Source organism: Variovorax sp. Soil_C_12 (assembly GCF_057657375.1).
The window spans coordinates 225,138-247,880 of record NZ_JBDGIO010000002.1; the positions used below are offsets into that span (position 1 = coordinate 225,138).

Consider the following 22,743-nt stretch of genomic DNA (forward strand, 5'->3'; position numbering starts at 1 on the left):
GCCTTCAAGCCGAGGCGCGCTTTCTTCCGGCCTGGACGCGCCTGCCCTTCATCTCAGAGAAGAACTCGAAGAACTGCAGGGCGGCCGGAGAGAGCGTGCGGCCCTTGCGCCGGATCAAGCCCACCTTGCGACTGACGACCGGTTCAACCAGCGGCACGCTGACCAGCAGCGGATGATCGGCGCCCGGCATGGCGATCGAGGGAACTGCCGCGACGCCGAGCCCGGCTTCGACCAACCCCAGCATCGTCGTGACGTGCTGCGCCTCGTAGATCGCTTGCGGGCGCCCTGGCAGACCTGATAGCGCCTGGTCCAGCAGCAGGCGATTTCCGGACGCCTTGCTCACCGAGATGTAGTCGTACTGCGCCAGTTCCGTCCAGCTCACCCTGCGTTTGCCAGCGAGCGCATGGTCGCGCCGGCAAGCCGCGACGAAGCGCTCTTCCAGCAGCGGCTTGAACTCGATGTCGGGTTCCTGGCCTCCGATGAAGTTCAGTCCGAAATCCGCCTCGCCCCGCGACACCGCGGCCAGCACCTCGTTGGCGCTCGCATCGAAGACCTTGACCCGTACCTTGGGGTATCGCTCGTGATAGCGCGAGATCACCTGCGACACGAAATAGTAGACCGTGGACGGCACGCAAGCGATGGTGACCTCGCCCATGCGCGTGGCCGCCACGCCGCGGATGCCCAGGAGCGTGAGGTCCAGATCGTCGAGCAACTGCTGCACCTTTCGGTCGAAATCGCGCCCGACAGCGGTCAGGCTCACCCGGCGCGTGGTCCGCTCCAGCAACCGCACCCCGAGCGCTTCCTCCAGCTTCTCGATTCGCCGGCTGAACGCGGGCTGCGACACGTGTAGCGCTTCGGCCGCCTTGCGGAAGTTGCCGAGCTCGGCGACGGCGCGGAATGCCTGGAGGTCGTTGAGGTTGAAGTTGATCGCCATCGTCTCGCTCCGCGAACATGGTTTGACTGATCGACAGTGTGCATCAATCGATCCTAAACATGCAATTCACAGCAAGCATCGAACCGAAGACCATAGGCCCACGGTCAAGGAAGCGACCTTCAGCCAATCTTTAAACCATCGGAGACATCCATGCAATTTCGTAACGCACCCGTTCTGTGTGCCCTGGCCTCGGCGGCGGCGCTCTTCTGCAGCAGCGCGTTCGCCGCCTATCCCGAAAAATCGATCACCATCGTCGTTCCGACCGCTGCCGGCGGCGCCAACGACGCCATGGCGCGCGTCATCGGCCAGGCGATGTCGGCTGCGCTCAAGCAACCGGTCGTCGTCGACAACAAGGCGGGTGCCAATGGCGCGATTGCCAGCGAGTTCGTGATGCGTGCCGCGCCGGACGGCTACACGCTGATGCTGGGCTATGTCGCCACGCACGCGATGAATCCCGCACTGCAGAAGCTGCGCTACGACCCGGTGAAGGATTTCGAGCCCGTGGGCATGGTCGGCACGTCCGCGACGCTGATGGTCGTGACCCCTTCCGTCAAAGCGAACAATGCGAAGGAGCTCGTCGCGGCGCTCAAGTCCGCGCCCGACAAGACGAGCTACGCATCTGCCGGCAACGGCACCGCACCGCATTTCGCCGCTGAGATGTTCAAGCTCTCGACCGGCACCAGCATGCTTCACGTGCCGTACAAGGGATCGGCGCCCGCGATCACCGACACCATCGGCGGCCAGACACAGGTGATGTTCCCGAGCCTCTTCACTGCCATGCCCTACGTGAAGGCCGGCAAGCTCAAGGCGATCGGCGTGGCGGGCACCAAGCGTTCGCCGCAGATGCCGGACGTACCCACGCTCAAGGAGCAGGGCGTCGACAACGTGGACGTCTCGCAGTGGTACGGCATCTTCGCGCCGGCCAAGACCCCGAAGCCCGTGATCGAGCAACTCAACAAGGTGCTCAATGCGGCTTTGGCCGACAAGGGCGTCGTCAAGAAGCTGGAGGACCACGGCGCCGAGGTTGAGACCATGACTTCCGATCAGATGCGCACCTATGTGCAACAGGAGCAGGTCAAGTGGAAGAAGGTGGTCCAGGCTGCAAAGCTTTCGGCCGACTGAGATGAGCAGAACCATCCCCTGCGTGCTGATGCGTGCGGGTACCTCACGCGGCCCCTTCTTCCTGCGGGAGTGGCTGCCGGAACGCGACGAGGAGCGCGACCAGGCGCTGATCGGCGCGATCGGTGCCTCCGATCCGCTGCAGCTCGACGGCTTGGGCGGCGGCAGCACCCTCAACAGCAAGGTCGCCATCGTTTCGCGTTCAAAGGAACCGGGCTGCGATCTGGACTACCTGTTCGCGCAGGTAGGGGTCGGACATCGTTCCGTCGACACCCGGCCGAACTGCGGCAACATGCTCTCGGGCGTCGCGCCCTTCGGGATCGAGCAGGGGCTGGTCGAGCCGCAGGACGGAGTCACGCGGGTACGCGTCTTCAACGTCAACACGCGATCGCGCATTGACGTCACCGTCAGAACGCCCGGAAAGCGCGTCACCTACGAGGGAGACGCACGCATCGATGGCGTGGCCGGCACGGCCGCACCGATCCTTCTGAACTTTCTGGATGCGTGGGGCGCGGTGACGGGCAAGGTCTTTCCGACCGGTCGGCGGATCGACACGATCGATGGCGTCGAAGTGACCTGCATCGATGCGGCGATGCCGCTCATGATCGTGCGCGCATGTGACCTTGGCGTCACCGGCAGCGAAAAGCCTGCGGCGCTTGATTCAAATGCGGCACTGCTGGAGCGGCTCGAAGACTTGCGTCTCCAGGCCGGCCTGTTGATGGGACTCGGGGATGTCTCAGCCAGCGTCATTCCCAAGCCGGTGCTGGTCAGCGCGGGAGAGTCGCCGGACAGCATCACCTCGCGCTACTTCACGCCGCGCCGCTGCCATGCTTCGCATGCGGTCACGGGTGCCATCGGCGTTCTCACCGCCTTCGCACTTCCGGGCACAGTCGCAAGCGCCGCTGCTCGCGAGCCAGGTCGTCACAATCTGGTTCTCCTGCACCCTGCAGGGCAGATCGACGTGGAAGTTGAGCTTGAGGGTCGGGCGGACGACGCAACAGTGAAAGCGGCGTCGCTGGTGCGTACCGCCAGAAAGATCATGCAGGGCGAGATGCAGTTGCCCGACTACGTCTTTACGCGGCCTGAAGCCGTTGCACGTGAGTCGGCCACGTTTCCGCGCAAACCCATCACGATCATCGTGCCAACCCGTGCAGGCGGCGGCAACGACACGATGGCCAGGATCATCGCGGCCGAACTGAAGCCGTTGCTCGGCCAAGAAGTCCTTGTGGACAACCGAGCCGGCGCAAATGGTGCGATCGCGAGCGAGTTTGTGGCCAGGGCGGAACCGGACGGCCACACCCTCATGTTCGGCTACGTGGGCACCCACGCCATGAACCCCGCACTCCAGAAGCTGGGCTACCACCCTGTCAAGGATTTCGAGCCGGTCGGGCTGATCGGATCGTCGCCGACCCTGATGGTGGCCAACCGGCACGCCGGCTTCGACGACGTTCGCAGCCTCCTGCAGCATTTGCGCGGCCGGCCAGGCAGCATTAGGTACGCGTCGGCCGGCGACGGTACGCCGCCACACTTTGCGGCGGAGCTGTTTCAACTGAACACGGGCACGAAGATGGAAGGCAGAACCCATGAGGGTGCAGCGCCTGCCATCGTGGACACACTCGATGGTCGCTCGCAGGTCATGTTTCCGAGCCTGTTCACCGCACATCCCTTCATCCTTGACGGCCGGCTACGCGCCCTCGCCGTCGCGGCCCCAGCGCGTCTCGAAGCGTTGCCTGCGGTGCCTACGCTTTCGGAATCGGGCATCGAAGGGGTCGATGTCTCGCAGTGGTACGGGCTGTTTGCCCCTGCACGCACCTCGCCCGCAGTCATCGCACAGATCAACCGGGCCCTGAACGAGGTTCTTGCCAATCTGCAAGTGGTTGCTCGATTCGAACGCCAAGGTGCGACGGTCGAGGCCGGTGCCCCATCTGCACTGCGAGAACGCGTTCGACACGAGTTCGGTCGTTGGCAGGAGGTGGTGGCCGAGGGCGCTCTGGCCCCGCAAGACATCCGCCTGCTTGCGGCGGATTGATCGGCCGAACCACCCAGACCGGCACGCGTGGCCGAACCATCTTGCGGCGAGTTGCCGCATCCACCGCCGGCGTTGCAAGGCGCCGGCAATCCTTGTTCGTCCTTGGAGACACTTGCTATGCGTATGTCCTTGATCACCTTTGCGGCGCTGGCCGTTTCGGGCGCTGCTTCGGCGCAGTCGTCCCTGACGCTTTTCGGCGTCGCGGATGCCGCTGTCAGTCACTACAGCGTCAAAAGCGCCTTCTACAACAACACGTTGGCGCTCCCGCCCGCGTCGGCGCTCGCCTTCCCGGAGGTGACGCGCTCGCAGACTGTCCTGTCGAGCGGCGCCAATTCGTCAAGTCGGGTCGGCTTCCGTGGCACCGAAGATCTGGGCGGCGGATTGGCGGCCGGCTTCTGGCTCGAGTCGGGCTTCACCCAGGACAGCGGCGCGACCGCTTTGACATCCTTCAGCCGTCGCTCAACGGTGAGCCTGTCCGGCGGATTCGGCGAACTCCGACTTGGCCGAGACTATGTTCCGACCTACTGGAACGAGAGCGTGTTTGACCCGATGGGCGCAGTGGGCGTCGGCGAGAATCTCATCAAGAGCATCAGCGGCAACATTGCCACGGCGCGAGGCCCGGGCTCCCCCATTGCGGCAAACGACAACGCGATCCGGGCATCCAACAGCGTGGGTTACTTTCTGCCCCGCAACCTTGGCGGCTTCTACGGTCAGGTCATGTACGCCCTGCCTGAGAACGTGAAACACAGTTACCTGTCCGACAGTCCGTCCCAACGCGGACGCTACTACGGCGGTCGGTTCGGCTACGCGAACGGCCCGCTCGATGTGGCGGTTGCCTATGGACAGAGTACAGCCGCAGACACCCTGGTGATCAGCGAGGCCGGGGTCGTGGCCGGCACCCGGCTTTCCGAGAAGCTGCGCACGATCAACTTGGGCGCGTCCTACGATTTCGGTGTCCTCAAGCTGATGGGCGAGCTGTCGCAGGTCAAAGACAAGGCTGAGACCACCACCGCTCCCTTGAGTGCCGGCAGACGCACCTTCACAGACAATGACGAGTACAACGGCGCCATGATCGGCATGACGGTCCCAGTGGGTGCTGGCGTTCTCAAGGCGTCGTACGCTCGCGTCAAGTTCAAGAACGACCTGAGTTCCGCCGCGCCAACGTTGCTGGCACTGGACCGCGATGCGTCGGTGAACAAGCTCGCGCTCGGCTACGTCCACAACCTGTCGAAGCGGACCGCGCTCTACGCCACGGTGGCTCGCGCTCGAATCAAGAACGGACAGAACAATCCTGCAATCATGGCCGTCGGGCTTGGGGGCCCGGCCTTCTTGTCGACGGGTTCTGGAGTGGCGGGTTTGGCGCCGCGCAGCGCAACGGGCTACGACTTCGGGCTGCGTCACGCATTCTGAATCGAGCGGGCAGCGAGTTTGGGGCTCTGGCGGCCGCCCTGGTACTTTGCAGTTGCACCGACGGACAGTGCAACCGATCGCGTCTTTTGTCTCAGTTCTGTTGCAGGGCTTGCGCGCCCTGCTGGCGCACAGAGACGAGGCGCTACCAGAACCGCCAGAGCCGTCGCTCGGGCGGTGGCTCGGCCTGCGAGGGCGCAGGGTTCGCTGCGCGCTGACGCCGACGCAGCTCGGTCTCGTGCTCGTGCGCCGGACCGTGGGCGTGCCTCTCTCCGCGAAGCGCCATGAGGCGCCACAGGCGCGCGCGCTCCTTCAGCTGGTCGTCGGGAAGGTCGCCTGGCTCAGTCATTCGGACGATTCTGCCGCCCTCACGGCCTGCAGAGGAGCAAAAATCGCTCGGCTTTCCCACGAACTTCGACATCCGTGGGCCGAGCACGACATGTGCCGGCGTCGTCTATTTTTTGCGACTTCCCGGCCCGCTGCAACTGCGAGCCAGCGACATTCCGCGGCGCCGGATGCGTGAACTGCCACGACGGGTAGCACCACCCGATACTGCCCCGATCCGGCGATGGACTTCGAGGCGGCCGTTCGTACATTGCCCCGCATGGCAACGCACACCTCCACCCACCAGGCCCATCAGCACTGCAACCAAGGCGACGAACCGGACTGGCCCGTGAGGCAGCCCAGGCAGAGCACCCAGCCGGCGCCCGGAGACTGGCTTTTCCCAAGCTTCTTCCTCTGCATGGCGGTGGCCGCATTGCCGCTGATCGGCACGCGCTGGACCACCGCAGAGGGCATGGCCAGCTGGCACGCCATCGAAGACGTCCTGCTGCTGGCGCTTCCCGTCCTCGTCCCGCTCCCCTTCCTCTTCGTGGCATGCGTCGTCGCGCTGGCCTTTCATCCTGCCTCGCGAACGCCCGCGGCGTTCGGCTTCCTGTGCGTGGCCATCGCGATCGGGCTCGCCGCCCTGCACGCCCTTCCCGCATAGATGCGCCGCCGCGGCCCGACGACGGCTGGTCCCCTCGTGCAGGGACTGACAGTCCACGCCTTCGCGGCAACCATCCCGGGATGCAGCAGATCCTCATCATCGGCGCCGAGGGGTGGCGCCCTATGGCATCGGTGGCTCAGTCCGGACTTGGAAGCCTCCCGGGGCTGAAGACGCCCCCAGGCAAGTGAGTTGCCGCTCGCACCCTGCTGTGGAAAAGATAGCAGGTAGCGCACCGAGATGGCGTGCCGCAATAAAGGGTCCCCGCGCACATGGAACGTGCGGCTGCCAATGAGGAAATAGCATGTTGCAGTGCACCAAAACGCGGAAGTCAAGCCCTTGTTTTCCCCTTGGGCGGTGCATGACTCTGTGGATAACCACCTGAGCATCTCGCCGGAGCCGCATCCTGCTTGGCTTCCATTGCGGTGCTCATCGAACGAGCAGCCCGTGCGCGATTCAGGTTTTTTTATCGGGCCTGCGCCGGCGAACGAAGCCTTTGGTGTGATAAGCCCCAGGGCGCATGCGAGCGGCGGTGAGACAGAATGCGGAGTTGGAAAAAGGGACTCCCATGGAATCAGTCAGTGCCGCCGCCTTCGACGAGTCCTACTATCAGCGCTATTACTTCGACAAGAAGACCAAGGTGGCGGACCCGCAGCACATCGAGCGCCTGGGCGCCTTCGTCTGCTCCTATCTGAAATACCTGCGCGTACCCGTGCACCGGGTGCTGGACATCGGCTGCGGCGTCGGGCTGTGGCGCGACATCGTGGCGCAGCATTTCCCGCAGGCCAGCTATCACGGCGTGGAGTTCAGCGAGTATCTGTGCCGGCGCTACGGGTGGGAGCGCGGTTCGGTCGTGGATTACCGATCCGGTGAGCCCTTCGACTTTCTCATCTGCCAGGGCGTCCTCGCCTACCTGAGCCCGCCGGATCTGAAACGCGCGCTGAGCAACCTCGGGACCTTGACCCGGGGTGCTCTCTACGTGGAGGCCGTGGTGCGCGAGGACTACGAACGCGACATCGTGGACGAAAACCTGACCGACCCGCAGCTCTTTCGCCACCGCGCCGAGGTGTACCGGCGCGGGTTGTCGCGGCAGTTCAAGGAGATTGGCGGTGGCGTGTGGCTCAGCCGGCAATCCGATGTGCCGCTGTTCTCGCTCGAGTGCGCGGCAGAGTGACGGCGGAGCGACGGGCGCTGCGTCCAGCAATCAGGTGGGTCTCTCTCGGCGAGGAGGAGCACAGACTTCAGCGCCGGCGTTTGAAGCCTCGCTCGCGTTGGCTGCGTATGGCAAGAACGAAGACGGTGTCGAAATCTGCCATGAAGCGGTATAGCGCGACATACCCGCGCGATCCGTGCCCGATGATCAATTCGCGTTTGCCGCCTTTCACAGGCCGACCGATCAGAGGGCTGAGAGTCAAGATCTGCAGGGACTGAACGATGTCCTCGATCCGCCCCGGCCCATCGGTTCCCTCGAACCGGGCCATGTGATCAAAGAAGCGATCGAAGTCATCCAAGACTTCCGGCGCAAGCTCAAGCCGAACGTCTCGACCGCTCACTGACCGAGCCTGCGGGCGACCGGCTTCCTCGGCCGCTCCCCCTTCAAGCGAGCCTCAAGATAGGCCTTGGCATCATCCCAGGGAACGGTCTTGCCGGTCGAAAGCACCTTGGCCCAGCGCTCGTCGGCAACGCGACAATGCTCTTCCTCTATCTCGGCCTGTTCGACAGTCTGTGCGATCGCCTCGACGATAAAGGCGTGGGCGGTCTTCCCGGCTCGCTCCGCAGCTGCGGCGACCCGCGCCTTCAAGTCATCCTCAATGCGAATGGTGGTTGTGGACATCGGTGGTTCCTGTCTTGGCTGCCTCGGTCACTGTAGCACACTAGTGCTACCTTTCCGCGATGGAAGCTACTACCCCAAAAAACTCCATCGCTCCATCCATCGGCTCCTGGTCAGATGCAGAATTTTCGAGCGGATTTCAAATGCAAGACGTGCGAACGCCCCGACCATAATCGGGCAAAGCTTCCGTCGATGTCCTCCGCATCCCACTCCCTCTGGTCGCCCTTGCGCCTGCCCGCATTCCGGGGGCTATGGACCGGCAGCGCCATCTATTTCACCGGCAACGCCATGCAGGTCATGGCGGCTTCGTGGCTCATGGTGGAGCTCACGGGCTCCTCTTTCCTCGCGGCCTTGGTGCAGACCGCCGTGTTCCTGCCGATGTTCCTGCTGGCACTGCCGGCCGGCGTGCTGGCCGACACCACCGACCGGCGGCGGCTGATCCTGAATGCGCTGGCCGTTCAGGTGGCCATCGTCGTTGTCCTGTCCCTGCTCGCATTGGGCGGGTGGGCGGGACCGGCGACCTTGCTGCTGTTCACCTTTGCCGCCGGCTGCTGCACGGCGCTGCTGTCACCGGCCTGGAACACGAGCGTGGCGGACACGGTGCCGCGCGAGGACATGCCACAGGCCATCACGGCGATGTCGATCGCCTGGAACAGCGCGCGGGCCTTGGGACCCTCCATCGCAGGCTTCGTGTTCGCATGGCTCGGTGCAGGCTGGGTATTCGTGCTCGCGGTGGCGAGCGCACTGGTGATGATGCAAGCGGTGCGGCGTTGGCCCCCTGCCCCGCATGCGCAGTCGCCCCTGCCGGCGGAGCGCCTCTGGAGCGGCACCATCGCGGGCCTGCGCTATGCAAGGCACTCGCCGATGATCCTGGCCCAGCTGCTGCGCACCGTCGCCTACAGCGGCACGGGCTCGGCGCTGTGGGCGCTGTTGCCGGCCATCGCGGCACAACAACTCAAGTTGGGCGCCGCCGGATTCGGCTTCCTCATGGGATGCCTGGGCACAGGCGCGGTCGCTGCGGGCCTGGTGCTGGGCAAGCTGCGCGCGCGCCTGGGGCTCGAGCGCCTCGTCGCGCTGGGGTGCATGGTCTTCGCCGCCGTGATGCTCATCGCTGCGTTCGTGCGCGTTCCCACGGTGGTCTTCGTGGCACTTGCCATCGGCGGCGCCGCCTGGATGGCAGTGATGGCCACCTTCAACACGGCCACGCAATCCAGCGCGCCGCCCTGGGTCCGTTCGCGCGCCGTGGCGCTGCACACGGTCAGCGCGCTGGGTTCGTTCGCCATCGGCTCGGCATTCTGGGGCGCGGTTTCCGGCATCACCGGGCTGGCCATTGCGCTCAGCATCGCAGCCCTCGCCATGATGGGCGGCATCTTTCTCGCCCGCTGGCTGCCACTGCGCATGGGCGCTTCGCCCGAGGTCACGCCCGTCGCGCTCTGGGAAGATCTTTTCATCAAGGATCAGCCGCTTCCGGACGATGGCCCGGTGTCGGTGGAGATCGCCTACCGCATCCGCGCCGGCGAAGCCGAAGAGTTCCTGAACGCCGTGACCCAGCTGCGCGCCTCGCGGCGCCGCGACGGCGCCACCCTGTGGCGCGTCTATCGCGACCTCGGCGATCCGTCGCGCTACGTCGAGCGATTCATCGTCGCCTCCTGGGCCGATTACCTGCACCAGCGCGCTCGGGCCACGCTGGCCGACCAGGACATCGAGGCGCGTGTACGGATGTTCCTGCGCGACGGCGAGGCGGTGACGACCCAACACTACATCGCCGAGCGGTGAGATCGTCCGGACTCGCCCGTGGGCTCGGTGAGCTCGCTCCCCCATGCGCGGACAATCTGCTGAATCATCTCGGCAACCATCCTGCACGCGGGCGAAAGCTTGCCTTGTTTGGGGAACGCCAGAGTCACGTGGCGAAAGAGATCAGGCTTGACGAGCTTGCTGGCTTGAAGACGGCCGCGTTGCAGCTCCGTGGCAATCGAGTACGGTCCCATCATCGAATAGAGGCCAGCCGTGTGTGCCACGAGTTCCTTCTGCATCGTCAGCGAATCGACTTCGGCGACGGGGGTCAGCGCGAAGCCCAGGCTTCGGGCTGCCTCGTCGAGTGCATTGCGCCAGTGACTGGGACGTCGAGGAAGCACCAGGCGCAGACCGGACAGGCACGAGAAGTTGACCGTGGGCTCTTTCGTGAGCCCGTCACCCGGTGCAGCAATCAAGTAGGTATGCGCGACGCTCAGCAACTTTTCTTCGCCACCGCTCGGGCGATTGAATCGAAAGAGGATCGCCATGTCGACCGCCCCGCTGTCGAGCATGGCGTTGAGCTCGGTGCCCTGAGCTTCGGCGATGTTGAGACGGATGCCAGGGTGCTCGACCTGCAGGCGTTCAAAAAGCCGTGTCATCAATGGATGGGCTGCCGACGGGATGACGCCCAGGCGGACCTCGCCGAGCAGTTTGCCCGATTCCTCGCGAAGTTCCTCCGCCAGACGATCGGTCTCCAGGAGCCAAGACCGTAGCCGCACTGCCGCGCGCTCGCCCAATTCGGTTGGCGCCACGCCCCTGCCCGTTCGCCGAAACAGTGGGCCGCCGAAACCCGCTTCGAAGTCATTGATCTGGCGGCTGATGTGCGACTGCACCGTCTGTCGCCTGGCCGCGACCTTGCTCAGGCTGCCAGCGTCCAACACCTCCAAAAAGAGCCTGACGGCAGCGACGTTCATAGGGACACCCCGTTCACGATATGCCAAACAAGGCAAGTCTGATTGCTCTGAATTCTATCTATGCGGGGAGCTCCCGGATTTTTACATTTGCCTTGGCTGCTGCAACCGACTCATTTCGAGCAAATCAACGCAGCGATTTGGACCAAGGAGACTCGTTTGAAACTCACCAGCTTCATACACGCCGGGCAGGCCACCTACGGCGTGGTGCAAGGAGACCGCTACCGACTGCCGCCGCCCGACTTCCTCGGCCGGCATCCCGACCTCCTGTCGGTGTTGCGTGCCGATGCCTTGCAAGAACTCGAGCAGGCGGCCGCGGCCAGCGGCAGCGCCGTGCAGGCGAGCGCAGTGCGCGCGCTACCGGTGATTCCCAACCCACCCAAGCTGATCTGCGTGGGGCTGAACTACAAGACCCACGTGGCCGAGACCAAGCGCGGGGACAGCGAATACCCGTCGCTGTTCATCCGCTTCAACGACACGCTGGCTGCGCATGAAGACACCGTTCTGCGCCCGGCCTTTTCCGAGCGCTTCGACTGGGAAGGCGAACTGGCCTTCGTGATCGGCAAGGCCGGCCGCGACATTCCCAAGGCGCAGGCCTTCGAGCACATCGCGGGCTATGCGTGCCTGAACGACATCAGCGTTCGCGACTGGCAGCGCCACACGCACCAGTTCACGCCGGGCAAGAACTTCCCCGGTACCGCGCCTTTCGGACCGTATCTGGTGACCCGCGATGAGGTGCCGGACGTCACCAAGCTGACGCTGGAGACGCGCGTCAACGGCAACGTGATGCAGCACGCGAGCATCGACGACCTGATCTTCAACATTCCCGTGCTGGTCGAGTACATCTCCCGCTTCACGCCGCTGTCGCCCGGTGACGTGATCGCCACCGGAACGCCCGGTGGCGTCGGCGACCGCCGCGAGCCACCGCTGTACATGAAGGAAGGCGACGTGGTCGAGGTGGAGATCACCGGCCTGGGCATCCTGCGCAACCGCATCGGAACGGCAGCCTGAGGCGCCGAGACACACATGGCAACCCCATCCAAACCCCATCTGCGCATTGCGGTCGACATCGGCGGCACCTTCACCGACATGGCCGCTTTCGACGAGTCCACCGGCAAGCTGATGTTCGGCAAGGCGCTTTCGACACACGGCCAGCTCGTGAACGGTATCCAGGCCACGCTCGACAGCGCCGACATCGATGTGCGCAACGGCCAGCTGTTCCTGCACGGGTCCACCATCGCCATCAACACGCTGCTGGAGCGCAACGGCGCCAACACGGCGCTTCTGATCACGGAAGGTTTTCGCGACATCTACGAGATCGGCCGCGTCAACCGTCCGGATGCCTACAACCTGTTCTTCAACAAGCACCAGCCGCTGGTCAAGCGCTCGCTGCGCTTCGAGGTGGCCGAGCGCCTGCGCGCCGACGGCAGCTTGCACAAGCCGCTGGACGAGGGCGCGGTGCGCGAGCTGGCCCGCGAGCTGAAGGGCCAGAACATCGAGGCGGTGGCGGTGCTGCTGCTGCACTCGTATCGCAATCCGGCGCACGAACAGCGCGTCAAGCAGATCCTGCAGGAAGAGCTGCCGGGCGCTTTCGTTTCCGCTTCGCACGAGCTGTCGCAGGAATACCGCGAATTCGAGCGCGTCTCCACGGTCGTGGCCAACGCCTACGTCGGGCCGCGCGTCTCCGAATACCTCGGTCAGCTTGAAACTCACCTTTCAGGCAGGGGCTTCGGCGGCGATTTCTATATCGTGCAGTCGACCGGTGGCCTGTTTCCGATCGAGCATGCGCGCGTCGGCTGCGTTCGCATGCTGGAGTCGGGCCCCGCGGCCGGCGTGATCGGTGCGCAGGCCATCTGCGCGCAACTCGGCATGGGCGATGCGATCGCCTTCGACATGGGCGGCACGACGGCCAAGGCCGGCGTGATCAGCGAGGGCCGGCCGCTCACGACGGGCTCGGCCCTGATCGGCGGCTATGAGCGCGCGCTGCCGATCCAGATCCCGATGATGGATATCCACGAAGTCGGCACGGGCGGTGGCTCGATCGCCCGCGTGGAGACCGGCAATGCGCTGCGCGTGGGACCGCAGAGCGCCGGCTCCATCCCCGGCCCGGTGGCCTATGGCCGCGGCGGCAAGGAGCCGACCGTGACCGATGCCAACCTGGTGCTGGGCCGGCTCGACGCCGACAACTTCCTCGGTGGCGAACTCAAGCTCGACCTGGAAGGCTGCAAGCGCCAGATGGCCGAGCGCGTGGCCGGCCCCCTGGGCCTGGACCCGACCGAAGCGGCCGATGGCATCCTGCGCATCGCGGTGACGCAGATGTCGCACGCCGTGAAGGCCGTGACCACGGAACGCGGCCTGGACGCCGGCAGCTTCACCATGGTGGTGTACGGCGGCGCCGGTCCGCTGCACGCCTCGGCGATTGCGCGCGAAATCGGCATCCGCAAGGTGCTGATTCCGTACGCGCCAGGCTACTTCTCGGCCTACGGGATGCTGTTCTCCGACTTGCGCTACGACTACGTGCGCTCGGTGTTCCGCAAGCTCAACGATGTGTCCTTCGAGGAAATCGAATCGGCCTACAAGACGATGGAAGACGAGGGCCGCGCGGCACTGGAGCAGTCCGGCGTGAAGGCGGACGGTGTCGTGATCGAGCGCGCTGCGGACATGCGCTACGTGGGCCAGGAGCACGCCGTCACGGTGGACCTGCCGATGGCCTTCTTCGAGGGCAAGGACCGCTCCGCGATCAAGCAGCAGTTCGACGAGCTCCACAAGGTGCGCTACGGCACTTCGGCACCGAAGGAACCGGCTGACCTGGTGAGCCTGCGCGTCACCGTGCTCGGCACGATGAAAAAGCCGCCTAGGCACCAGGTGGACGAGGGCTCATCCAAACCCGAGAAGGCCGCGATGCGTGCCGTCAAGCCGGTGTACTTCCGCTCCGGCGGCTGGGCCGACACACCGGTCTACAAGCGCGACCTTCTGCGCTCGGGCAACGTTGTCAGCGGCCCGGCGCTGATCGAGGAACACGCCTCGACCACCGTGATGCAACCAGGCGACGAGATGCGCGTGGACGAACTCGGCAATCTTCAAATCTCCATCGGGAGCGATCGGACATGAGCACCCCCACGAACACCCCCGCGACGGTCGATCCCGTCACCGTCGAGATCGTCCGCAACGGCTTGTACGCCGTGACGGAGGAGATGAAGACCAACCTCACGCGCACCGCCTACAACCTCATCATCTACGAGGCGCTGGACTTCACGGTCGGCCTGTTCACCAAGGAGGGCGACACGGTTTCCATCGGCCTGGGCCTGCCGATGTTCATCCGCGGCATGTCGGAGACGGTCAAGGCCAAGATCAAGCACTTCGGCTACGAAAACATCCTGCCCGGCGACATCCTGGTCACCAACGACGCCTACACCACCGGCAGCCACCTGAACCATTTCACGTTCACGATGCCGGTGTTCCACGAAGGCAGGCTGGAAGGCTTCACCTGCTGCATGGCGCACTGGCTGGACGTGGGCGGGACGCTCGGCAACGTCACCACCGACATCTTCAGCGAGGGGATTCAGATCCCCATCATGAAGTACCAGCGCGAGGGCGTGGTCAACCAGGACCTGATCGACATCATCGCGATGAACGTGCGGCTGGCCGAGCGGGCGCTGGGCGACCTGCGCGCGCAGATCACGGCGATCACCACCGGCGAGCGCCGCTATGTCGAGCTGCTGCAGCGCTACGGCGCCGATGCGGTGAACGGCTCGATCCGCCAGATCATGGATTCCTCGGAGGCGGTCGCGCGCAAGAACACGCTGTCGATCCCCGACGGCGTGTACGAGGCCGAGTCCTTCATGGACGACGACGGCCTGGAGATCGGCAAGCGCATCCCGATCCGCGTGAAAGTGACCGTGCAGGGCGACGAGATGACGGTGGACCTGTCGGACGTCAGCAAGCAGGTGCGCGGCTTCTACAACTCCGGCTTCACCACCGGCATCGCCTGCGCGCAGGTGGCCTACAAGTGCCTGACCACGCCGACGGACTACCCGGTCAACGACGGGAGCTTCCGTTCGCTGAAAGTGATCATGCCGATGGGCACGGTGATCAGCGCCGAACGGCCCTACCCGATGCGGGTGTGGATGACCTTCCCGATGACGGTGATCGACACCATCTTCAAGGCGCTGGCCCCGGCCATCCCCGACCGTTCCATCGCCGGCCACCATGCCGACCTGGTGTTCCCCAACATCCATGGCATCTCGCCGGAGGACGGGCGGCTCTTCATCGTGGGCATCGGGCCGCTGGGCGGCGGCTGGGGCGCGAAGAGCAGCGAGGACGGCGTGTCCGTCACGGTCTGCATCAACGACGGCGACACGCACAACAGCCCGACGGAGCAGCTCGAGGCCAAGTACCCCGTGCTGGTCGAGAAGTACCAGATCCGTCAGGACAGTGCCGGCGCGGGTCAGTACCGCGGGGGCCTGGGTGCGGAGATGGTGGTGCAGGCGCTCTCGCCCTTCACCGTGACGACTCGCATCGACCGCGTGCACTGCAAGCCCTGGGGCCTGGAAGGCGGCGGCGACGCCATGGGCAACGGCCTGGCCGTGCGCCACAAGGGTGAGTGGAAGACCGACCACCTGAACGCGAAGATCTTCAACGTGCGGCTGGAGCGTGGCGACGCCTACAAGATGCTGTCGGGCGGCGGGGGCGGCTTCGGCGATCCGCTGGACCGAGACGTCGATCTGGTCGCGGAAGACGTGCGCGAGGGCTACGTGAGCACCCAGGTGGCGCGCGAGGTCTACCGCGTCGCGCTGGACTCCAGGGGGCAGGTTGACCCTGAAGCGACGCGCACGCTGCGCAGCACGCCGGCCAATGGCGGCAACGGCTCCACCGACCTCGCCTGGGCCGGCCAGTGAGCCTCGTCATGGCCGATGACCTGTCGCAGCGCGCCTCCAGGCTCTCACGCCTGTGGAGCGAGCTGGCGATGCGTCACGTTGCGCTCGGCTCCAGTTGCGGCTGCGGCGCGGGCGGCGTGAGCCTCCAGCTGGTCGACTTCGAACTCGACATCGTCGACTACCTGGAGGACGCAGGCCTTCGCTCGGGGGTCTCGGCAGTGGAGGCGTTCTTCCGGGCCCGCCCGACATCGCAAGCCACGGGCCTTCCGCTTCAGTCGCTGCTGGAGGGCCTCGAGCGGGAGGAATTTGCTTCCGAGGCAAGCGAATGGTTGCTGGCCAGGCTGGAGCGAACCTTGAATTCCTTCGCCGAGCTTCATGGCGGGCGAACGCAGGGCGGATCATGAGTGGCCACTTCTCCTCATTGTTGGCCAGCGACCGGCCCGGGCGCGATCGCGTGCCCGTGACGGTGCTCACCGGGTTTCTGGGTAGCGGCAAGACGACGCTCCTGAACGAGCTTCTGCGGGAACCCGATCTGCAAGGAACCGCGGTGATCGTCAACGAGTTCGGTGAGATCGGCATCGACCACGATCTCATCGCTCAGACGACTGAAGACACCATCCTGCTGGCCAACGGCTGCATGTGTTGCGCGGTGCGCGGCGATCTCATCGGGGCGCTGGTGAGTCTCGGCGAACGAGACCTGGCCGGCGGCCCGGCGCTGCGCCAGGTCGTGATCGAGACCAGCGGCCTCGCCGACCCTGCCCCCATCCTGCGAACCTTGATGGGCGAGCCCGCGGTCAAGGATCGCTTCACGTTGTCGGGTGTGTGCTGCACGGTCGACGCCGTGCTGGCGCTTGGCACGCTCGAACGACATCCGGAGGCCGCCAGGCAAGTCGCCATGGCCGATCAGCTGTTCCTCACGAAGATGGACCTGCTGGAAGCACCGATCTCGCCGGCGTTGTTGGACCGCCTGAGGGCCCTGAATCCGACGGGCGTTGTGAATCAGCAGCGCGACGAGCACGCGCGAGTGCTGCGGCAGACGATGGCGACGCGCACGAACGACTCACGGTCCGCCCCCGTGGAGAGTGGTCTGTCTTACCGACCGATCCCGGCTGTCGGCGGCACAGGCGAGCCGTCGCCGCACTCGGGCGGCATCAATTCGTTCGTGATCGTGCGCGACGACCCGCTTCCGCGCGACGGCTTCTACGCCTGGCTCGACATGGTGATCGCCATGCGGGGCGAAGACCTGCTGCGCGTGAAGGGAATCGTCAACCTGCAGGAGCAGCCCGAGCAGCCGCTCGTGTTCCACGGCGTCCAGCACCTGTACCAGCCGCCCGAGTCACTGCCGGCCTGGCCGAGCGCGGACAGACGCACCCGGATTGTGTTCATCACGCGAGGCGTCGACGCAGAGTCGATGGACGAGTCTCTGCGCGTCTTCGAGCGCCGTCGCCGGCAGAGACCGCCGGCGGCCTCTTCACCGGATCCCTCATCCAAATCAACGGAGACTCCATGAAATCACTGAAAGTCCTGGTCGCGTGCGCGATGCTCGCGGTCGCGCCTGCATGGGCGCAGACCGCCAAGTTCCCCGATCGACTGATCCGCATCATCGTTCCGTTTGCTGCGGGAGGCGGCGTAGACAACATCGCTCGCCTGCTGGCCCATCAACTTCACACGCAGCTCGGGGTATCGGTGATTGTGGAAAACCGCGCCGGCGCGAATGGCGCGCTCGGCGGGAAGGCGGTCCAGACCGCTTCCGCCGATGGCTATACGCTGCTGTTCTCCGCCGCCACGCACGTGCTGGCCAAGGAGGTCGTCGCCACGCCGCCTTACGACCCGCAAACGGACTTCTCGCCGATTGCGCGCGTTGCCGAGGCACCGCTGATGCTCGTCATCGCGCCTCAGCTCGAGCCTCGCAAGCTCACCGAGGTGCTTGCTGCGGTCAAGAAAGAGCCGGAAAAGTGGACGGCGGCGATACCCGCGGCGGGGGCGCCCAGCCACCTGGCGACGCTGCTTCTGGCGAAACAGGGCAACGTCAAGTTCACCTATGTTCCCTACAAAGGAACACAACCAGCGTTGGTGGACGTCGGGGGCGGACACGTTCAGCTTCTGATGGATTCAATGATCTCTGTGCTGCCCTTGGCCAAGGCCGGCCGCGTGCGTCCCATCGCAATCACCTCCGCCAAACGTAGCCCGCTCGTGCCCGATGTGCCGACCGTGCAGGAGAGCGGGCTGCCCGGCTTCACATACGGATCGTGGTACGGCGTGTGGGCGCCCAAGGGCACGCCCGCCGATCGCGTGCAGTTTCTCAACGGCGCGATCAACGCCGCCATGACCGAGCTGGGCAAGTCGGGTGCGCTGGCAAGCCTGGGCGTCGAGCCCGTGACCCAGGATGCCGAGCAATTCAAGCGCTACGTCGCCAGCTTCGTGACTCAAAGCGCCGAACTGCTCAAGGGCGCCGGCTTCAAGCCCGAGTGACGCGGGACGTCGCGCATCGCTTCACCCTTTCCACGGAAATCAGAACATGAACAAAACCACCATCGTGGCAGCGAGCATGCTGTCCTGCGCCACCGCGGCGAGCGCTCAGTCGTCCCTCACGCTCTTCGGCGTGGTCGATGTCGGCGTCAGCCACTACAGCGCCAAGAGCGACTTCTACAACAACACGGCCTCATTCGTCCTTCCACCCGCCATTGCGCCGGGTGGCGTCACCAAGAGCCAGACGGCCTTGTCCAACAGCAATGTCTCCAACAGTCGCCTGGGCTTTCGCGGCACGGAAGACCTTGGCGGTGGACTTGCCGCCGGCTTCTGGCTGGAGGCCGGAACGACACCCGACAACGGAGCGACCGCGATCTCCAGTTTCAATCGGCGTTCCACCGTGAGCTTGTCGGGTCCGTTCGGCGAGCTTCGCATGGGCCGCGACTTCACCCCGACATTCTGGAACGACTCGGTGTTCAGCCCGTTCAGCACGATCGGCGTCGGTGCCAATGTCGTGTCGAGCGTCGGAACCAGCTTGCAGGTCGTGAGAGGTCCTGGCTCCCCGGTGGCCGCTTCCGACAATTACCTTCGCACCAGCAACGGCATCGGCTACTTCCTTCCGCCCAACCTGGGCGGGGTCTATGGGCAATTTCAGTACGCCCTGCACGAGAACGTTTCGCAGAGCAACGTGCCGGGCAGCCCGAGCCACAGGGGGCGCTATTTCGGCGGACGCTTGGGCTACGCCGCCGGGCCGCTCGACGTTGCCCTGGCCTACGGAGAGAGCACGGCAGCGGACACCACCGGCGTGAACGCCATTGGACTGCCCACCGGCGTCAATCTCGACGAGAAGATCAAGACCATCAATCTCGGTGCCTCGTACGATCTTGGGTTCATGAAGATCTTCGGCGAGGTCTCGCAGGTCACGGACCGCGCGCGGTCGACAGCGCCGGTTCCGGTGCTGGGCTCCGCCACGCTGCGTGATTCGGACAAGTACAAGGGCGGGCTCCTGGGCGTCACTGTGCCTGTCGGTCCGGGGCTGATCAAGGCCGCCTACTCCCGCGTCGAGTTCGACAACGACCTGGGGCCGCTCGCGACTCCTCTGACACCGCGGCGTGATGCGTCGGTCAACAAGCTTGCGATCGGATACGAGTACAACCTCTCCAAGCGCACGGCGCTCTACGCGACGGCAGCCCGGATTCGGATCAAGGACGGCCAGAACAATCCGGCCATCATGGGGGCGGTAACGGGCGGCGTGACGTACCTCTCCACGGGTGCGGGAACATCAGGATTCGCACCGCGTCGCTCCACCGGATACGATTTTGGCATCCGCCATGCGTTCTGATTGACGGTCGATCGGCTGCCATGTGGGACGATGCGGTTCGCAGCCATGAAACGCCTCTTTCCCATCCTCCTGTTCCTCGCTTTGGCAGCGCACGCGCAGCCGGTCGATTCGACCACACGAGCCAAGGTCGCCGGCAGCGGCGCAGAGCCTTTCGCGGGCGCGCTGCCCAACGACATCGTGAATGCGTCCGGCGTGGTGAACCCCGCCGCCTACAAAGCCATCGGCAACGCCTACAGTTCACCGGCCGCGATCACCTACCGCTTCGGCGAGCCGCCGACAAGGACGGACGTGCAGACATTTCCGCTGCGCGCCGACATCGGGCAGATCAGCCATTGCGGCGGCAGCTGCAAGATCGCGTATCAGCTCGGCAAGGAATCGACGGCCATGTCGAACAACTATGTCAGCACGCACGGGGCGGCGATCGGCGTGCCGCTCGCCGGCTCGTCGGTTTCTGATTCGGTTGCGTGGTTCCAGGCTTCTGCCGTGGATCGCAACACGTGGATGCAGCGCCCGCAGGTCTTGTGGCAAGCGGGAAAGTTGCTGCCGTCGGCGATGGACGGCTACTACCGCGACGGCGTGCTGTCGCCGAACGAGGCGGCCGATCTCCCGATCGTCGCCGACCGCTGCGCCAACGCGGCAGACAGCTCCTGCCGCGTCTCCATCATCGGCACGCAGGGCAGCGCGACGAGGGGAGCCACGCTCTTCACGATCGGCAACACGACGGCCTCGAACCGCGCGTCGGTGCAGTTTCCGGTTGGCCTCGTGCCGACCGGCATCAGTTCGACGGCCGGCGGCGAACTGGCCGTGGTGTCCCTGTGGGACACGGTCAACGTGAAAGGGAAGGTTGCCATCGTCTCGCTCGGCGCCACATGCGAGGGCTGCACCCTGAAAGGACCCCGCTACGACTGGTGGCACGGGTTCATCGATTCCGTGCACGTCGGCTTCTGGGACCAAGGCAATTTCATCTTCATGAAGATCGTCGGCTACGTCGACTTGCCCGACACCATGAAGGCCCCGACCGGCATCAAGGTCACGACCGGCATGACGCCCTTCGATGCGGTCGTGCACCCGGTGGGGAAGGAAGTCTCGAGCATCGGCCTGCTCGCCTCGCCCCTCGCGCAGAACCGTTCGAAGTTCCTGCCGGGCGGTGAGTTCCATGCCACCTATGCCAAGGGCGGGGTGGCCGTGGTCATCTCGAAGTCGGAGAAGAAGGCGGCCTTCATCGATCTCGGCCCCTACCTCCGATTCACGAACGGCATGTTCCTGAACAGCGAAGAGAGCAACGCCGAGACTCGGAACATCGGCATGAGGCCGGACCAGTGGCCATACCCGATTGCGGCGCACCCGCAATCAGCGCCCGTGCTGGTGAAGATCGTCAACCTCGACGGAAAGCCTACGGGGGTTGCAACGACCGTGCGCTCGTACTGGAACAAGGATGATCGCGAGCGCGTTCCCGACACGCCCTACTGGCGAACTACGCCCCGTCAACCACGTGCATGGATCGCCACGCAGGACGGAACGCTGCGCATCTACTCGCTCGGGCGCTATGCCGCCGGGCCCAAGCCGACGACGCCAGATCCCGCGGACATCGCCGAAGTGGGACGCGTCACTGGCCTTGGCGCCGGCGTCACCGGGCTGTCGGAGTCGAAGGGCCTGGATCAGCGTCCTGACGCCTTGAATACCGCGGTGCTGTTCTACCGGCGCGCCGAGCGCCAATGGGGCTGGGTCGGCTTTCGAAACGACGGCACTGGCAGCGTGATCCGCCGGATGGCCGATTCGCGTGTCGATCCTGTCGCCGTGGCCGAGCTCGACCAGTATTCGACCAGTGGTTGCATGGTGGCCGTGGCGGACTATTCGGGTGCCTCGATCAAGCAGTACCGCTGCGGAGTCGTGCGCTACTCTCTGCCGTCGAGTCAGACCAGCTTCTGTCCATCGGACGGTCCCGGATGCCCGACACTCACGCCGAATGGCGAGTACGCCGGGGGCTTGAGCCTGCCGTTCAGGCCGTTCTCGGTGCATAGTTCGAACGCGCCTTGATGCCCATGGATGTCCGACGAAGGAGAATCTCGGTGAGCTGGCGGCCGAAGCCGCTGCTGGGTACCGGGTGATAAGCCATGTTCTTGACATGATGGTTTCCTTTCAGTGAGCCAGCAACTGCGCTCGATTTCCAGTCAATTCGAGTGTGCGGCTCACGCAGCGGACGTGTTGCGCATATCCAGTCCAGTCAACTCCATGCTGAGCGCGGCCACTCTCTGCGCTCCATTCAATGCTTCCATTCGGTATTGCGCCTGCAGCCAAAGTGGAAAGGCTTGGCGAAGGAGTCGTTCCCCCGCCTGCGTGAGGGAACGACGCGCTACGATCACCCATGAAAAAGACATTCCTGCTGCACATCGACGGAAAGAAACTCCTCGACATCCTTGCGAAGCCCGCCCATCGCAAGGCGCGGACCACAGACGTCAGCAACACGGCGTCATGACGGGCATCCAGGCCAAGCGCAGGTTCATCGTCATTGCACTGCTGTGCGTGGCCCTGGGCGGTGCACTGCTGCGACAGGTCTCCGAGCCCGGTTCGACGGCCCGCGACGTCGGCACCTTGTTGATGCTGCTGTGGCTGCCGATCATCGGCAACGTCATCGCCTGGCTCATTGCCAAGCTGCGGCGCCCGGTGGCCGCGGAGCCGGTGGGTTTCGAGGCGGGCAGCACATTCCACCCCCATGCCCTCGTCGAGTTCACGCTGCGCGCGTCCCAACTCCCCTCCGAAGACTCGCTGGTCCTCGAAGGCGAGCACCGCTGCGCCCTCGTGGTGGACAACGAAGGTTTTTCGGCACGCTGGATCGTGGCGCCGGGGCAAGCGTTTCGGCGCGGAACGGCGCAAACGCTTCAGGTCGAGTTCCTGAAGCCGGCGATCGCACTGCCACGGTTCCAGCGCGACGCGGCATTCCGGATGCTGGTGGCCGAATCGTTCGTGGGCGATGGCCGGGTGCTTGAATTGCTGGGTCACGACTGACGCGCGCCGCGGTCTGCATGATCCGCCGCGCTGCACCTT

General features: G+C 65.1%; 19 protein-coding genes. 15 read left to right on the forward strand and 4 right to left on the reverse strand.

What is annotated here, in order from left to right; all coding sequences use genetic code 11:
• Positions 1 to 4 precede the first annotated feature (4 nt).
• The gene (locus AC3A6X_RS05990) at positions 5 to 934 is read right to left on the reverse strand and encodes a LysR family transcriptional regulator (RefSeq protein ID WP_487841300.1); all 930 of its coding nucleotides are present in this window, start codon (positions 932 to 934) and stop codon (positions 5 to 7) included.
• Positions 935 to 1,084: 150 nt separating this feature from the next.
• Here AC3A6X_RS05990 and AC3A6X_RS05995 point away from each other — a divergent pair, with 150 nt between their 5' ends.
• The 5 genes from AC3A6X_RS05995 to AC3A6X_RS06015 all read left to right on the forward strand — a co-directional run bounded on the left by AC3A6X_RS05995 (position 1,085) and on the right by AC3A6X_RS06015 (position 7,648).
• On the forward strand, positions 1,085 to 2,056 hold the full coding sequence (locus tag AC3A6X_RS05995; RefSeq protein ID WP_487841301.1) for a Bug family tripartite tricarboxylate transporter substrate binding protein: 972 nt from the start codon (positions 1,085 to 1,087) through the stop codon (positions 2,054 to 2,056).
• Between the two features lies 1 nt (position 2,057).
• Entirely contained in the window at positions 2,058 to 4,082 is a 2,025-nt protein-coding gene (locus AC3A6X_RS06000) for a 4-oxalomesaconate tautomerase (protein ID WP_487841302.1), read from the forward strand.
• Between the two features lie 117 nt (positions 4,083 to 4,199).
• Positions 4,200 to 5,492, forward strand: a complete 1,293-nt coding sequence (locus tag AC3A6X_RS06005) for a porin (protein ID WP_487841303.1) — start codon at positions 4,200 to 4,202, stop codon at positions 5,490 to 5,492.
• A gap of 565 nt (positions 5,493 to 6,057) precedes the next feature.
• On the forward strand, positions 6,058 to 6,477 hold the full coding sequence (locus tag AC3A6X_RS06010; protein WP_487841304.1) for a hypothetical protein: 420 nt from the start codon (positions 6,058 to 6,060) through the stop codon (positions 6,475 to 6,477).
• Between the two features lie 565 nt (positions 6,478 to 7,042).
• Positions 7,043 to 7,648, forward strand: coding sequence for a class I SAM-dependent methyltransferase (locus AC3A6X_RS06015; protein WP_487841305.1), 606 nt, complete (start codon positions 7,043 to 7,045; stop codon positions 7,646 to 7,648).
• A 67-nt stretch (positions 7,649 to 7,715) separates the two neighbouring features.
• Here AC3A6X_RS06015 and AC3A6X_RS06020 read toward each other — a convergent pair whose 3' ends face one another.
• The gene (locus AC3A6X_RS06020) at positions 7,716 to 8,027 is read right to left on the reverse strand and encodes a type II toxin-antitoxin system RelE/ParE family toxin (protein WP_487841306.1); all 312 of its coding nucleotides are present in this window, start codon (positions 8,025 to 8,027) and stop codon (positions 7,716 to 7,718) included.
• Complete coding sequence (locus tag AC3A6X_RS06025; RefSeq protein ID WP_487841307.1) at positions 8,024 to 8,308, reverse strand: CopG family transcriptional regulator; 285 nt, start codon at positions 8,306 to 8,308, stop codon at positions 8,024 to 8,026. The genes AC3A6X_RS06020 and AC3A6X_RS06025 overlap by 4 nt, the downstream gene beginning before the upstream one ends.
• Positions 8,309 to 8,497: 189 nt before the next feature.
• On the opposite strand from AC3A6X_RS06025, the gene AC3A6X_RS06030 reads away from it, so the two are divergent.
• Positions 8,498 to 10,081, forward strand: a complete 1,584-nt coding sequence (locus tag AC3A6X_RS06030; protein WP_487841308.1) for an MFS transporter — start codon at positions 8,498 to 8,500, stop codon at positions 10,079 to 10,081.
• On the opposite strand, the gene AC3A6X_RS06035 is transcribed toward AC3A6X_RS06030, so the two are convergent.
• Positions 10,063 to 11,013, reverse strand: a complete 951-nt coding sequence (locus AC3A6X_RS06035; protein WP_487841309.1) for a LysR family transcriptional regulator — start codon at positions 11,011 to 11,013, stop codon at positions 10,063 to 10,065. The two genes, AC3A6X_RS06030 and AC3A6X_RS06035, sit on opposite strands and share 19 nt — an antisense overlap.
• Before the next feature lie 156 nt (positions 11,014 to 11,169).
• On the opposite strand from AC3A6X_RS06035, the gene AC3A6X_RS06040 reads away from it, so the two are divergent.
• The 9 genes from AC3A6X_RS06040 (at position 11,170) to AC3A6X_RS06080 (ending at position 22,704) form a co-directional block, all read left to right on the forward strand.
• Positions 11,170 to 12,021: a fumarylacetoacetate hydrolase family protein gene (locus tag AC3A6X_RS06040; protein ID WP_487841310.1), complete on the forward strand. Its 852-nt coding sequence runs from the start codon at positions 11,170 to 11,172 to the stop codon at positions 12,019 to 12,021.
• 15 nt (positions 12,022 to 12,036) lie between these two features.
• Positions 12,037 to 14,121, forward strand: coding sequence for a hydantoinase/oxoprolinase family protein (locus tag AC3A6X_RS06045; protein WP_487841311.1), 2,085 nt, complete (start codon positions 12,037 to 12,039; stop codon positions 14,119 to 14,121).
• A complete protein-coding gene (locus AC3A6X_RS06050; RefSeq protein WP_487841312.1) occupies positions 14,118 to 15,908 on the forward strand; it encodes a hydantoinase B/oxoprolinase family protein in 1,791 nt (596 codons plus the stop codon). The genes AC3A6X_RS06045 and AC3A6X_RS06050 overlap by 4 nt, the downstream gene beginning before the upstream one ends.
• Positions 15,909 to 15,916: 8 nt before the next feature.
• On the forward strand, positions 15,917 to 16,291 hold the full coding sequence (locus AC3A6X_RS06055; protein ID WP_487841313.1) for a hypothetical protein: 375 nt from the start codon (positions 15,917 to 15,919) through the stop codon (positions 16,289 to 16,291).
• A complete protein-coding gene (locus tag AC3A6X_RS06060) occupies positions 16,288 to 17,397 on the forward strand; it encodes a CobW family GTP-binding protein (RefSeq protein WP_487841314.1) in 1,110 nt (369 codons plus the stop codon). Before AC3A6X_RS06055 ends, AC3A6X_RS06060 begins: the two co-directional genes overlap by 4 nt.
• Before the next feature lie 29 nt (positions 17,398 to 17,426).
• Positions 17,427 to 18,359 carry a Bug family tripartite tricarboxylate transporter substrate binding protein gene (locus AC3A6X_RS06065; RefSeq protein ID WP_487841794.1) on the forward strand — a complete coding sequence of 311 codons (933 nt, stop codon included), beginning with the start codon at positions 17,427 to 17,429 and terminating at the stop codon, positions 18,357 to 18,359.
• A gap of 46 nt (positions 18,360 to 18,405) precedes the next feature.
• Complete coding sequence (locus AC3A6X_RS06070; protein ID WP_487841315.1) at positions 18,406 to 19,698, forward strand: porin; 1,293 nt, start codon at positions 18,406 to 18,408, stop codon at positions 19,696 to 19,698.
• Positions 19,699 to 19,743: 45 nt separating this feature from the next.
• Positions 19,744 to 21,735, forward strand: a complete 1,992-nt coding sequence (locus AC3A6X_RS06075) for a hypothetical protein (protein WP_487841316.1) — start codon at positions 19,744 to 19,746, stop codon at positions 21,733 to 21,735.
• Positions 21,736 to 22,170: 435 nt separating this feature from the next.
• Positions 22,171 to 22,704: a hypothetical protein gene (locus AC3A6X_RS06080; protein WP_487841317.1), complete on the forward strand. Its 534-nt coding sequence runs from the start codon at positions 22,171 to 22,173 to the stop codon at positions 22,702 to 22,704.
• The last annotated feature ends 39 nt before the right edge of the window (positions 22,705 to 22,743 follow it).

Coding starts and splice junctions, on each gene's coding strand:
- AC3A6X_RS05990 (WP_487841300.1), bottom strand. CDS start 934: ATGGCGATCAACTTCAACCTCAACGACCTCCAGGCATTCCGCGCCGTC.
- AC3A6X_RS05995 (WP_487841301.1), top strand. CDS start 1,085: ATGCAATTTCGTAACGCACCCGTTCTGTGTGCCCTGGCCTCGGCGGCG.
- AC3A6X_RS06000 (WP_487841302.1), top strand. CDS start 2,058: ATGAGCAGAACCATCCCCTGCGTGCTGATGCGTGCGGGTACCTCACGC.
- AC3A6X_RS06005 (WP_487841303.1), top strand. CDS start 4,200: ATGCGTATGTCCTTGATCACCTTTGCGGCGCTGGCCGTTTCGGGCGCT.
- AC3A6X_RS06010 (WP_487841304.1), top strand. CDS start 6,058: ATGGACTTCGAGGCGGCCGTTCGTACATTGCCCCGCATGGCAACGCAC.
- AC3A6X_RS06015 (WP_487841305.1), top strand. CDS start 7,043: ATGGAATCAGTCAGTGCCGCCGCCTTCGACGAGTCCTACTATCAGCGC.
- AC3A6X_RS06025 (WP_487841307.1), bottom strand. CDS start 8,308: ATGTCCACAACCACCATTCGCATTGAGGATGACTTGAAGGCGCGGGTC.
- AC3A6X_RS06030 (WP_487841308.1), top strand. CDS start 8,498: ATGTCCTCCGCATCCCACTCCCTCTGGTCGCCCTTGCGCCTGCCCGCA.
- AC3A6X_RS06035 (WP_487841309.1), bottom strand. CDS start 11,013: ATGAACGTCGCTGCCGTCAGGCTCTTTTTGGAGGTGTTGGACGCTGGC.
- AC3A6X_RS06045 (WP_487841311.1), top strand. CDS start 12,037: ATGGCAACCCCATCCAAACCCCATCTGCGCATTGCGGTCGACATCGGC.
- AC3A6X_RS06050 (WP_487841312.1), top strand. CDS start 14,118: ATGAGCACCCCCACGAACACCCCCGCGACGGTCGATCCCGTCACCGTC.
- AC3A6X_RS06055 (WP_487841313.1), top strand. CDS start 15,917: ATGGCCGATGACCTGTCGCAGCGCGCCTCCAGGCTCTCACGCCTGTGG.
- AC3A6X_RS06060 (WP_487841314.1), top strand. CDS start 16,288: ATGAGTGGCCACTTCTCCTCATTGTTGGCCAGCGACCGGCCCGGGCGC.
- AC3A6X_RS06065 (WP_487841794.1), top strand. CDS start 17,427: ATGCTCGCGGTCGCGCCTGCATGGGCGCAGACCGCCAAGTTCCCCGAT.
- AC3A6X_RS06070 (WP_487841315.1), top strand. CDS start 18,406: ATGAACAAAACCACCATCGTGGCAGCGAGCATGCTGTCCTGCGCCACC.
- AC3A6X_RS06075 (WP_487841316.1), top strand. CDS start 19,744: ATGAAACGCCTCTTTCCCATCCTCCTGTTCCTCGCTTTGGCAGCGCAC.
- AC3A6X_RS06080 (WP_487841317.1), top strand. CDS start 22,171: ATGACGGGCATCCAGGCCAAGCGCAGGTTCATCGTCATTGCACTGCTG.